Annotated in this window: 7 protein-coding genes and 1 pseudogene; 4 read left to right on the top strand and 4 right to left on the bottom strand. The window is 67.3% G+C overall.

Annotated features, from left to right (window positions below; all coding sequences use genetic code 11):
* Nucleotides 1–177 precede the first annotated feature (177 nt).
* The gene (locus tag AQJ30_RS37160) at nucleotides 178–573 is read left to right on the top strand and encodes a hypothetical protein (RefSeq protein ID WP_079084239.1); all 396 of its coding nucleotides are present in this window, start codon (nucleotides 178–180) and stop codon (nucleotides 571–573) included.
* A 68-nt stretch (nucleotides 574–641) separates the two neighbouring features.
* On the top strand, nucleotides 642–2921 hold the full coding sequence (locus AQJ30_RS23785; protein WP_107119679.1) for a tetratricopeptide repeat protein: 2280 nt from the start codon (nucleotides 642–644) through the stop codon (nucleotides 2919–2921).
* 512 nt (nucleotides 2922–3433) lie between these two features.
* Here the strand turns inward: AQJ30_RS23785 and AQJ30_RS23780 are convergent.
* The 3 genes and pseudogenes from AQJ30_RS23780 to AQJ30_RS40135 form a co-directional block, all read right to left on the bottom strand.
* Entirely contained in the window at nucleotides 3434–5479 is a 2046-nt protein-coding gene (locus AQJ30_RS23780; RefSeq protein WP_159052365.1) for a hypothetical protein, read from the bottom strand.
* A gap of 571 nt (nucleotides 5480–6050) precedes the next feature.
* A complete protein-coding gene (locus AQJ30_RS37155; RefSeq protein WP_245727040.1) occupies nucleotides 6051–7361 on the bottom strand; it encodes a zinc-ribbon domain-containing protein in 1311 nt (436 codons plus the stop codon).
* A gap of 15 nt (nucleotides 7362–7376) precedes the next feature.
* Nucleotides 7377–7613, bottom strand: a pseudogene (locus tag AQJ30_RS40135) (zinc-ribbon domain-containing protein); the annotation flags it as partial.
* A 329-nt stretch (nucleotides 7614–7942) separates the two neighbouring features.
* Here AQJ30_RS40135 and AQJ30_RS23765 point away from each other — a divergent pair.
* Nucleotides 7943–8524 carry a hypothetical protein gene (locus AQJ30_RS23765; RefSeq protein WP_245727039.1) on the top strand — a complete coding sequence of 194 codons (582 nt, stop codon included), beginning with the start codon at nucleotides 7943–7945 and terminating at the stop codon, nucleotides 8522–8524.
* Between the two features lie 201 nt (nucleotides 8525–8725).
* Here the strand turns inward: AQJ30_RS23765 and AQJ30_RS23760 are convergent, their stop codons facing one another.
* Nucleotides 8726–10468, bottom strand: a complete 1743-nt coding sequence (locus AQJ30_RS23760) for a DUF7380 domain-containing protein (RefSeq protein ID WP_211279086.1) — start codon at nucleotides 10466–10468, stop codon at nucleotides 8726–8728.
* A gap of 492 nt (nucleotides 10469–10960) precedes the next feature.
* Here AQJ30_RS23760 and AQJ30_RS23755 point away from each other — a divergent pair, with 492 nt between their 5' ends.
* Nucleotides 10961–12091: a helicase associated domain-containing protein gene (locus AQJ30_RS23755; RefSeq protein WP_342671637.1), complete on the top strand. Its 1131-nt coding sequence runs from the start codon at nucleotides 10961–10963 to the stop codon at nucleotides 12089–12091.
* The last annotated feature ends 231 nt before the right edge of the window (nucleotides 12092–12322 follow it).

Genomic DNA, 12322 nt, shown 5'->3' with positions numbered 1-12322 from the left:
GGTTGCAGCAAGCATGACGCGGCAGCCATACGAACAGCAATCCGATTCGTCGCAGTCGGCCACACGCTCTGCCCATGGGCAGCAGGGGATTCGGTGCGGCACTGGGGGCGAGCAGTGGGCGGCCGGGATGTCAGTCCCCAGTGCGATGATGTGGGAGTGACGGGACGGGCGAGAATTATGGTGTGGCTGCTGGCGGTGCTGTGCGGGCTGGCGGCGGTGGGGCTGGGCGTGGTCGCGGCCGTGGCCGATCTCGACACGGCAGATCAGGTGGCGAGCGTGGCTGGCTCGGTCGCAGGTCTGGTAGGGCTCGCGTTGAGTTGCTACACGCTTCTGCGGCCGTCAGCTGCCGGCAGCCAAGGGGCCGTTGCGACAGCGGCGGGAACGCGTTCCGTCGCGGCCGGCGGCAGCGTCGGTCGGGCGGTTACCGGCGATCGCGCCACCCTCACCACACCCCCGGTGACACCACCACCGGCAGCAGGGACTTCCGGTTCGGCGCAAGCGATGGGTGAGCGAGGCGTCGCAGCGGCCGGCGGGATCGGCGAGGCCATCACCGGAGACGACGCGCGCGCATGAATCCGTGGCAGAGGAAGCCTAGACCAGCCGCCGAATCGCAGAACTCGCCTGCTGACCGGCGGTCCTTGATGCCGGAAACCGGCGTGGAGGCGTCCGGCCTGCGCTCTGTTGCGGCCGCCGGGAGCATCGGCGCGGTCACCACGGGCGACCACAGTCCTCTGACGGTCAACGTTCACCCAGCCGCACCTGCGCCGACCGCGCTGGCCTCCCTCCCCGCAGCGCCCTCAAAGCTCACCGGCCGGGACACAGAGATCGAGCAGATTCTGTCGGCCCTTCGGCCGCACACCGTGTCGCCGCAGCGGGACGTGAACTCCTCCGGGACCGGACCGATCGCTGCCCCGGCTGCAGACGGTGTCCTGCCGCCCGTGCTGGTCACTTCGGTCGCTGGACTTGCCGGTGTGGGCAAAACGGCGCTCGCCCTGGCTTGTGGGCATGCCGCCACCGAGGCCGGCTGGTTCAGCGGCAGCCTCTTCATCGACTTGCATGGATACGACGACAAACCGGTACAGCCAGGCCAGGCTCTGGAGGCGCTCCTGCGGGCTCTCGGGGTGGACTCGGCCAGCATTCCTGCAGCGGCTGAGGAACGGGCAGCGTTGTACCGGTCCGAACTGGAAGACCGGGCCGACCAGGGGCAACGTCTGCTCATCGTGGCCGACAACGCCGCCAGCGCTGATCAGGTCCGTCTCCTGCTTCCCGGCAGCCGTCGGCACCAAGTCCTGATCACTTCCCGGCACACCCTGCCGACCCTCGACGCGCGACTCCTGGATCTTGCCGTGCTCAGCCCCGAGGCGGCGGTGGCACTCCTGCGGGCTGCCCTGCAGCAAGCCAACCCCGCCGACCGACGCGTCCTTGAGGCCCGAGACGGAATTGCGGAACTGGCCCGCCTGTGCGGATACCTGCCGCTGGCTCTGCACATCAGCGCCGCCCTGCTGATCCTGGAACCCGACCAGACCGTCACCGAGCTCGCGGCCGAACTCGCCGCGGCCCGGTCGCGGCTGAGCCTCTTGGACGTCGGAGAGCAGGCTGTCCGCGCCTCCTTCGATCTCTCCTACCGTCGCCTTTCACCCGATCATGCCGGACTCTTTCGTCTCCTGGCGCTCAATCCTGGTCCCGACATCGGCCTTGAAGCAGCGGCAGTCCTCGCTGCCTACCCGCTGCAGACCGTCCGCACCATGCTCCGCGATCTCGTCCAGGCGCACCTGCTCGATTGCGTGAACAGGCGCTGGTCGATGCACGACCTCGTCCGCGACTACGCCACCGAGCTCGTGCACGGCAGTCAGCGGGCTGCAGCGAATGGCGTCGGAGGAGAAGAGACACCGGGTGCGGCGGAACCCCACGCTCAGGCACGGAGCCGGCTGCTCGAGCACTACACCACCACCGCCCTCGCGGCCAGCTCCCACCTCGCCAATGGGGCGCCCTCGTCTGCGGCAGGCGCATTCACCGATCAAGACGAGGCATTGGCCTGGCTGGACAGCGAGCGTGTCAATCTCACCGCGACCGTGGCTACCGCAGCCGCCACCGGGCACCAGGACCTCGCTGTCCAACTCCCGGTGATCCTCTACGACTACCTCACCTGGCGCGGATACTTCGACGACTTGATCGCCGTGACGACGATCGCGTGCGACGTTGCTCACCAAGCAGGAGCACTGGCCGCCGAGGCAGGAGCATGGAACAACCTCGGCATCGCCCTGAACGAGACCTCACGCTACGACGAGGCTGCCCTGGCTCACGAACGGGCAGCCGAACTCTTCGCCTCAATGGACAACCACAACGAACGCGGCAAGGCACTTAACGGGCTCGGCTCAGTCCTGCACGATGCAGGGAAACCTGCCGAGGCACTTCAGATCCACCAGGAAGCCCTGACGGCCCAAAGGGCTTGTGGAGACCTGCAGGAACAGGCCGCGGTGCTGAACAACCTGTCCCTGGACCACCAGGAACTGGGGAACGTCGCACAGGCGTGCGCCGCAGCAGAAGAAGCGTCCTCGCTGTTCCAGCAACTCGGCGACACCACCAACGAAGCGAAAGCGCTGTGTACGGCAGCATTCGCACTCCAGGCGGCGGGGCAGTCTGAGGAAGCACAGGCGGTCTGCGAGCGAGCCATCGAAGCCGTCCGCCGCACCGCAGGCAATCCCCGCGACGAGGCGGCAATCCTGATGACCTGCACCGAATTGCTGACCGACCTCACACCGCAGCAGCGAATTGCCTATCTACTACAGGCCCAAGCAGCGTGCGAACGCGCCAACGCCCACGATTTGTACGCGCACGCGCTGAGCGCCATCGGCCGGGTCTGGATCACCGCAGGCGACACAAGCCAGGCCATCACTCACCTGTGCAGCCTGCCTGCTTGAAGACCTTGGTCTCACCAGCGAAGCGGCCGACGTTCGAGAGCTGCTCGCGCTGCTCCAGTCCTGACCCAGTCGGTGCTCGGGGGAGGGCGGGCACCCGACCTCGCTGCCGTCCGGGATGCGCACGAGGTCGAGGAGCCAGGCCGCGAGGAAGGAGGCCCTCGCCGCGACCAGGGCGACGAGGACGGCGGCGGCGAAGTTGCCAGTGGACTTCTGCAGCAGGGCGGTCTCGGCGGTGACCGGTCGGTCCGTCACCGTACCCGCGGCGCTGGCCCGCGCCCGGGTCCGCGACGGCGCTCCAACGGACGCTACTGCGGGGGCGAGGGCACCACGATAGGCCCCAACCTCAGCCAGTAGATCCGCTAAGCTCTCTGCAGGGCCGGTCACTTCGGGTGTGGTGACTCGCAATCACTCCGGTCCACTTGGGAGAGACCAGGGTTCGAGTCCCTGTCCGTTCTGCGGGTCGTCCAATAGGCACAAGACACTCCCTTCCTTCCCTTCTCATTCGCCCGTCTTCACGTCACGGTTCGGTCGCGTCCGTTCGATGTGGGGCTGGTCAGGTGTGTGAAGTTCAGGTCCGTCATGGCAGAGCCTGCCTTGAGCCGGCGAATCACATCCTTCTGCCGCTCTGCCAGTTCGGTAATGACCTGGCGCGCTGTCCAGGCGGCTTGGGGAAGTTGGGCCGAGGCGGCCACCGCATACCAGTTGCCCAGCATTTCCAGTGTGAGATCGAGGGTTCCGCGGGCCCCGTGAGCGTCATGGCTGTCCGCGACCGATGCGAAAACCCCTTGGTGCAGTGCTGTGTTGCGCAGCACGTACATCCAGCTGAGCTGAGCTCGGCAGCGTTCTTCGACATCCCCGAGCCACGTTGCGCACTGCTTCGGGTTGTTCATGCGGGCTTGCCAGACGACAACGTCGTGGGCGGGCAGGCCGTGCAGCACGGTTTTCAAGCGGGACAAGGCTGCTGAGCCGATCTTCACCTCCCCAGCGGCTCCAGGTGGCCCGGCAAGCACGTCGGCCCACCGATTGAGATCACTCAGCAGACCATGGCCGTTCACCGGAGCCGCTCGGTCGATGGCATCCACCGGCCGGAGATACAGGTTGTCGGCGTCTGCCGCCTCCAATTCGGCTGTGGCCGCTCGGCCACGCATTTCCCGCAGCTGCTGTTCCAGGGCGAGCTGAGCACCCTTCTTGGCGAGATGCCGCTCCAAGCCGCGTACCGCACGGCCGGTCGCCGCCGCACGCTGGGTTACCTCGTCATGGGCCGCGCTGGCGGCGCGACGCACGCACTGATGGGAACTGAGCAGCTGCTGGCGCATCGCCTGAAGACTGAGCGCGCGGGCGAGGTCCACATGAGCAGCACTGTCGCTGTAGCCGTGCCAGATACCGGCCGCTTCGATGGCGGCCCAGGACAGGGCTGCGCTGGTGAGGGGTGAGGAAGTGGAACGTGCGATGTGGGCCATGCGCAGACACTCGCGGATTTCCACAGGCCAATGCCTTGTCAGTGGCCGCGCAGTGTCGACCGTGGGGCCCCGCGAGGTGTAACGACGCGAGCGACCGCCTGACTCCTGGAAGACCAACGTCTCAGGCGCCAAACGCAGTTCAGCAAGCCGGTGACCCGCGACATAAGTGTCGAGCGCCTCTTCGATCTTTCGCCTGGCCAGGTGTACACCGACGCCCCGGTCAGGTGCTGTGACGCGTAGGGTCAACAAGACGGCGGCAGCGGCTCGTTCTCCTTCCCGGGGATCCTCGCCAGGGCGACGGCCGTGGAGCGATGCGAACGCCCTCAGCTTCGCGGTCCCCTGCCCCCAGCCGTCCGGCGCCTTCTTGCCGATCGTAAACTGCCGGACATCGGCGTCGGCGTCGAACAGCCGGTCAAGTCCGGCCAGGATGCGGGCGCCCTCCACGACGACAGCCACCCGAAACTGGCGATGCAATGGCCGCAGCACCGAGAGGAGACCCTGCCCGCAGGGCGCCTGCCGCAGGAAGCGCTGCAGGTCAGCAACCAGGCATTCATAATCTCGTCCACGCCACACGGCGAGACTGGCGACCTCGGCGATCGCGCGTTCGGCCACCGTCGCAGGGATCGCTGTGTTCCAGGCCTGCTCAAAGAGATCCACAACGATGCGCTCGATCTTGGGTACGAACGCTGTCAACTGATGAGCCAGAACGCTGCAGCGGGACGGCTCTTTGAGATCGTCCTCGCCGCGACGCACCATGTCTGCCAGCAGATCATGGACATCCACCAGCGGCTGCCCGGCTGGCGTCACAACAGCTTTCAGTGCTCGAACGGGTTTCAGGGTTCGTTCAATGACCGCGTAGGCCAACTTTCCGTTCGGCTGGGCTTCTTTGGCGTTGCTCGCGCCCGCTCGAGCTCGGAGCACCGCTTCGGCGCGGCTGAGGGCGAGTACGGCTGCTCCCCCGGCCGCCGCGTGCTGCGTGGCATACGCACCGGGGTGCATCGCCCTCAGCACCCCCTGTATCAGCTGCCTTTGATGGCCAGGTAGGCCGGCCTCGCTCATGCCGGCGACAAGATCCGGCTCCAATCCGGGATAGAACATCCCCGGACCTTACCCAGTGAGCCGCGCCAACAGCGCGGGGGCTCGCACCCGCACCTCCTGATCAGCCAATCTCGGTTGTGGCTAACGGGAGTGGGGCACATTGGTCCGGTGGCATTGCAACCGTGCCCCACGCAGCGGTGAGTTCGCCCTGCGCCCCGAACCCGCCAGGACCCCCCATTCATTGCACACGGCCGTCGTGCTGCTCATCGGTTGGTCGGGCTGATCGCCGACGGCCTCACTGTCCTCGCGGACAGCCCCCTGCCAGTGTGCACGCGTCGCGCCCCGGTGATCTCACGTGGTCAGCAGGCGACAACCCCGTGGGGCCGCTCGATGTCCGGGTCCTCCCGACGCCAGATGGCCAGGACCTGGTGGCACATGGGTGAGTTCGCCGCGCTCCTGTCGGCCGGAGACGGTGTGGCAGCGCATCGGCCGGAAGAGTGGTTCCGGCCATACGTGACCGTCCCGGCGTACCGTGTCCCGCAGGTCTGACCACGGCGCAGCATGGCCAGACCGCTCTCTACCTTGATCACACGGATCTCCGCCCGGGTGTGTCGCGTGCACGCTCGTGCCTTCAGCAGGCATTCCGGCCTCTGCGTGACCGAGGGCAGTACTGGCAGACCATGCCCTTGCTCCGGTTGGCCACGGAATCTTCGGCGGCATGTCCCTGCGTGCACAGCCACCACACCACGCTCCCGCTATGCGGTGTCACGTCAGTTGGCAGGAGAGCCCCGTTGAGGGTCGGATGCCACTGCGCGGCAAGGTCCGGTCTTCGTGCCGCCAGGGAGGTGGTCTCGGTGGCGTAGCGCCCGGAGCAGAAGCCGCATCCGGTTCCCTTACCGACACGCTGGTCGATCTTGGCGCGCCATGCGTGTCCGGCTGCGCACAGCCACCACACCTCTTTGCCGGAGCCGGCGGTGACCTGCGTCGGAGTGAGCTCGCCGTTTCGGTGCGGATGCCATTGCTCGGCGATGTGGGGGAACTGTGCTGCGAGGGATCTGGCTCCGTGGTCCCGGGCGCGCAGCGCGTTCACGGCGCGGTCTGCTTCTTCCTGGGCGACGAGCCGGCCGCCGGCGATGTACGTTGCGGCTGCCTGGTGCGCAGCGGCCGCGGGGAGATAGTCCTCGTCGATCATTTTCTGCAGCACTGCCGCGGCCACCTGGAAGGGCTTTGCGGCTCTCGGTGCGGTGGTGTCGCTGGGGCCGGTCAGGGGCAGTGGTTGCTCGCGCACCCTGATCACTTTGTAGCCGGCGTGTCGCAGCCGCTGTGTTTTCTCCCGGTCGCGTGCGCCCGTGTTCTTGTGCCAGTAGGAGCCGTCGTACTCCACGGCGATGTCGCCGAGGATCATGTCCACCCGCAGGGGTTGCCTGTAGGGCGTTTTCAGGCGCGCGTCACGCCTGAGCGGTGCAAGGTGGCCTTCCAGTACGTGGCGGAGTTCGGCGAAGGCTCTCAGCTCCACCTCGGACACGCCGGTGAGGCTGCACTGGTCGCATGAGCTTCCGGCGGACCGTTTGAATACCATGGCGCGCCATTCGTGGCCGCTGGCGCAGCGCCACCAGGCGTTGCGCCGTGCCCCGTAGGGGATTTGGTCTGGTGTCAGGGCTCCGTTGCGGGTGGGGTGCCACTGCGCTGCGAGTTCCGGGTGCCTGGTGGCGAGGTCGTTGCCGAATCCGACCTTCTGATTGGAGCAGTACGGGCATCCGGAGTGTCTGGCAGTGCGGTTCGCCACGACGGCCTGCCACTCGTGGCCGCAGGACCCCAGCCACCAGACCTTCCGATTGGACTTGGGAGCAATGTGGTCGGGTTGCGCGTCGCCGTTTCGGGTGGGGTGCCACTCGCAGGCCACGTCGGGGAACTGGGCCGCCAGGTCGTTGCCGTATCCCACTTTGCGGTTCCCGCAGTAGGGGCACCCGCATCCGCGGCTCCTGCTGTGGATCGCGGCCTGCCACTCGTGACCGCATGCTGCGAGCCACCATGCTTTTCGGCTTGACCCTGCTGCGACCGAGTCCGGAGTGGTATCACCGTTGCGGGTGGGATGCCATTCGCCGGCTACCTGTGGGGCCGCCAGCCTGAGGCTGGTCCCTCTTGCCTGGTCCCCCTCGTGATGGTTGGTGACCGGCCGACGCGCAGATGTCATAGCCAAGCAGGCTAACTCCCGACACTAACAGTCGCGTTCACTGCCAGCCAGCCCAAGCCAGCCTCGTGCCCAGTTCGTCTCGCCAAGACGCGCGCCCGGGCGGGGAGCCGCACGGGCTGACGCAGATCGCACGCCACTGCGAGGGCACGGGACCCGATTCGGTTGGCTGATCCCGGCAGGTACGGATGTCGCAGGCACGGGTCATGCCCTTGTGACTGCAGGTAGTTGATCTCCGCTGTGGTCGGGAAGTGCGCCTAGGCCTTGCGGGACGCTCCTTCGTCGGCCATCCCGCGTGTTCGAGTCGCGTCCGCACGCGAGAGGATGTCGTCATGAGCGACTGGGGGGTGGCATTGATCGCGGCAGGATCAGCGATTGCTGGCAGCGTCGTAACCGGATGGCTTACGCGCAGTGCCGGACTTCGTCAAGCGGCTGCGGCACAACTGGCTGGCGAGGAGCAAGCTGCTGCAGCACGGCACGCTGGAGAGCAGCAGGCCGCGGCCGTCTTGAAGACGGTTCAGCAGACCCTGGAGGCGCAGGCCAGATCCCAGCAGCTGGATGCCAAGCGCGAGGTATACGTTGCCTTCCTGCAAGCCGCCCAGGCTCTCGTCGAAGATCGCAAGCGCGATCGAGGCGCTCTGGACGAGGCGCTCCTCGCCGAGGCGCAGCGGGCGTATCAGGTCCTGCGGCTGGAGGGCCCCGCCAATGTTGCGGCGCAGGCGCACTTCCTGATGGAGGCGATCGTCGGCTCCCGGGACGACTCCTCAGTGAGCACAGCTGAAATCGACCGCTGCCTGCACAACTATGTCACCGTGGCACAGCACCATCTGCAGGAACCGTGGCACTGGATGGGGCGAAGCCGTAACTCCTGGATCGCAGGCGGGACGACCGAGCACTCTGCCACCGGGCAGTGAGACGAACGAGGGAGCGCAGGCGGAAGGAACGTACGTCGAAGCTACGGCCGGGGAAGGTGAGCGCGTCATCTCAGGCGCCGCGCAGCCCGAAGTGCCCACGACGCGGCCTGGGACCGGTTGGAGGCCGTGGCCCCCTCGGGGGCACGATGCTTTGCCGACTCCCGCTCGCCGCACTGGCCCAAGGCGTTGCCGTGCACAGGGTCAGCCGCGCTGCTGCTCCTTTCCGATTCCGCAGGCGGGTGCAGCAGCCTGGTGGGCGTGTGCGGTGACATACAGGGCGGCCAGGAGTACCAGTGCCACCGTCTGGGGGGCCGTCTCCGTGTCGGACAGATCGTGGAGTTCGCTGTTGCGGAGGTTGAGGCCTCCCTCGCTGTCGACGAGAAGGAGACGGAGAAAGGCCTGCCAATCGGCGTGCATGCCGGCGTCCGTCATCCGGTCGATGAGGGTGGTTAGGAGGGTCACTCTGCCGCGGCTGTCGCCCTGGGGCGGCTGGACGATCGGTATGCGGTGATAACGCAGGGTTTCCCGGAGGATCCCTTCGATCCGGGGCAGGGCGATCGCGAGGGCTGCGTCGTACTCCCCGCTCCAGTAGTAGCGGAACGCGTGCGCGAGCTTGGCGGCGCGGATCCCCGTGATGATGGGGTCGGCCGTGAACAGATGGGCAAGTTGCGCTGCGGTCGGGTCGAATCGGTCTCCCACTGTCTCCAGGAGGTGGTGCACGTAGACCGAGGTGATCATCATGGCGGTGACGTGCCACTCGTTCTCGTCGTCCGCTGCAGTGTGCACTCTGGCCTCCGCCACGGGGACGGGGCCGGCGGCGTTGATTCGGATGCTGGGGATGAAGGAGGACAGGAGCCCTTCGGATGCCAGCCTTTTCGCATGTTCCTGGGCAGCCTCCCGTGTTCCGGAAGGTGCTGGCAGGCTGGCCAGTGCGCTGAAGGCCTGCCCGAGGGTCTGCGCCTGGCCAAGGACCTTCCGGGAGTATTCCTCGATCTCAGCTCGCCGCACAGGGAACTCGAAGTGGAAGCTCTCCATGCCGAGTTGGTCCGGCGCGATCGCCTGCATCCGTACCCGAGCGTCGTCGAACAGGTCCTCCAGGCCGTAGTCACGTGCAGCGATGGCTGCCGCGTTGAGCCGGTCCACCCGGACAAAGCCCGGGAACCGCTCTGCGTCGGTGAGCAGCGCTTCAACGATCTGCCGCTGCAAAGCCGCCCGTTCCTGCTGGTCCTGCGTCCCCGCAATGCGCAGCTGCAGCAGTTCGATCACGATCGGCACGTCCCCGCCGTGAATGCTGGTGGCCCGGCTGAGGAGTGCTTGCACCGCAGCGTCTGAGGCGTGGCGGCCCACCAGCTTTTTCAGGATCTCCAGGACCAGGCCCGGCGCCGCTTCCTGGGGATCGTCGAGAAGCTCACGGACAAAGCTGATCATGGCCTGCTTGGCAGTGAGCTCCAGATCGCGCGCGCTCAGCCGTACCGCAAGGTCGTACGCGAAGCCCAGGCAGTCGCTGGCCCGGCAACGTCCCGCGGAACGGTCCGACATGCTCAGGAACCGGGGCACAGCCTCCGTGTAGTCCTCGATCGCCTTCCGGGCGTGCGGGAAACGCTTGCGTGCCTCCCATACCAGGTGATGCAGGCGGGCACGCAGCATGGGGTGGCCGACAGCCTCCGCGTAACCGGCCCAGGTCTCCACGGCACTGTCCGAGACGGCCTGGGGGTTCGCAGGCCATCGATCAGCGCCCCGGCCTATGAAGTCCCCCGCCAGCCCTCCCCGTTCCGTGACGTGGAAACACAGGGCAGCCCACAGCGCGTCAGCTTCGGCTGCGGCTTGACCTTGCCATGCCTCTGTGTTGGCACGCTCGATCCAGCGCTGCAACAGCTCCTGGAAAGAAGCGAACTCAGCTGCTGTTGCGTCGATGCAGGCGAGCACGGTCGGGTCGATTCCCATGTGTACCTCCTGGAAGACCAGTATCGGCAGCGTCGCATCTGCCACCCACCGGTTTTCATCGGCGGCCACAGGACTACGCCCACGGTCCTTCCCCCGGCGCCGACACCAGAGGGTGCTCACCTGTACAAACGCGCGCAGCAGAAGGTGGCACCAACCACCGTGCCTGTGGGGCTACATAGGAAGTGTCACCACGTTGTCCAGCAGAGATGTCACGGCCTGCCACTGGTGACCTCACAGTCATGCCATCGAGCGCAACTACAGATACACAGCTCAAGGGGTCGATGCCATCAACCTGATGCTGGCTCAGTAGTGACACCACTGCGCTGGCATCGCGACGGCACTTCACAGTACAGCCGGGCGAGGGCAAGGTCGCCTCGCTCGTAGTGCCGGTCCTGCTCGGACCCGGCGAGACGGTGGACAACATGCTCACCTCCCGGGCGTACGGCGGGCTCGCGAAGCTCCTCGAAGCGCTCCGGGCGCACGACGCCCGCGTTGTCGAGGCACTCGCCGAACCTCAGGCGCGAAGCCGCCTACGGGGCGTGCAGACCCGCTCCGCAGACGAGAACGACGAGAGTCAGCACACCCCGCGACCCCGCCCATCTGGCCGCCTTTATCGACCTCCGTGTCCTCAACCCCGAACACACCCACTGGCGACGCGGCATCGAAGCTGCCGCCCTCTATTACCAGCGCCACGGCGACCTGCGGGTGCCGTTCACCTACCGCGTCCCCACCGGCAGCGCGCAGGAGGAGTGGCCGGCCTCGCTCACCGCGTTCCCGCTGGGGCAATGGATCGCCGACAACCGGCGCCTCTACGCCCGCGGTGCCATGGGCCCCGAGCGTTTGGCGCAGTTGGAGACGCTCGGCATGGTCTGGTCGCACTACGACGTGGCTTGGGAAGAAGGACTCGCCGCAGCCCGCGGCTGGGCCGCCGAGAACGGCCACCTCGCAGCACCGACCGACGCCACCCACCAGGGATACCGGGTCGGGCTCTGGCTGAAGAACCAGCGCGCCGCCGCCCGGCGAGCAGCAGCGAACGAGCAGCGGCGCGCCGAAGGGCTGCCAGCGGCCTCGACGGCCGGCACGCTGTCCGATGAACGGCGCGAGCAGCTGGAGGACATCGACCCCGCCTGGTGCCCCACCTGGTCAGTCGCCTGGCAGCGTAACTTCCACTTGGTACGGCAGCACCTCGAGGCCGGCGGGACGCTGCCCACGACGCTGGCCACCGTCGTGCAGCAGGGCGAAGACCTCGGACGGTGGACACGTGCGCAGCGGCTCGGCTTCGAAAAGCTCACCAGCGCCCAGCAATGGCTGTGCGAGCACATCCTCGGCATCCGGCCCGCCAGCGAGGACGAGAAACCGGCACCGCGACGCAGCCAAGCCGACAAATGGGCCATGCACTACGTGGCCGCCCGACAGTTCTACGAGCGCGAAGGGCACCTACGGGTGCCGAGGAAGCACATCGAACGGATCCTCGTCGACGACGGCGACGGCCGTGGCAGTGAAGGGGCGGAGGAGCGCCACCTGCGGCTAGGGGGCTGGGTCAGCAACCAACGCTCCAGAGCCGCGTCCCTCTCCCCCGACCGCGTGGAGCAACTGTCCGCCATCGGCATGCGCTGGATCTGATCGCCGCCAGAACAGACCGCCCAGGCGTATCGGCTGCACCCGCCTAGCCCACCATGGAGCGTACATATCGCGTACGGGATGCGATGCAGAGTGGGGAAGGGCAGCCTGGGAGAGGGCACCGCCGGCGCAGCCGCGGGTCGGTAAGTCCCGGCTGGAACGTTCCGGCCGGGGCGTTACCTCATCGGGCCGGCTGCGGCGTGCGTCGACGGGCTGGCGGATCGCAGGTGCTCG

The sequence above is a fragment of the Streptomyces longwoodensis genome (genome assembly GCF_001514125.1).
Lineage (GTDB): Bacteria > Actinomycetota > Actinomycetes > Streptomycetales > Streptomycetaceae > Streptomyces > Streptomyces longwoodensis.
This window is presented reverse-complemented; position numbering and strand designations above follow the sequence as displayed.

Bases quoted from the DNA above. Each gene is read 5' to 3' on its own strand.
- AQJ30_RS23765 (WP_245727039.1), top strand. From the start codon at position 7,943: ATGAGCGACTGGGGGGTGGCATTGATCGCGGCAGGATCAGCGATTGCT.
- AQJ30_RS37160 (WP_079084239.1), top strand. From the start codon at position 178: ATGGTGTGGCTGCTGGCGGTGCTGTGCGGGCTGGCGGCGGTGGGGCTG.
- AQJ30_RS23780 (WP_159052365.1), bottom strand. From the start codon at position 5,479: ATGTTCTATCCCGGATTGGAGCCGGATCTTGTCGCCGGCATGAGCGAG.
- AQJ30_RS23760 (WP_211279086.1), bottom strand. From the start codon at position 10,468: ATGGGAATCGACCCGACCGTGCTCGCCTGCATCGACGCAACAGCAGCT.
- AQJ30_RS23785 (WP_107119679.1), top strand. From the start codon at position 642: ATGCCGGAAACCGGCGTGGAGGCGTCCGGCCTGCGCTCTGTTGCGGCC.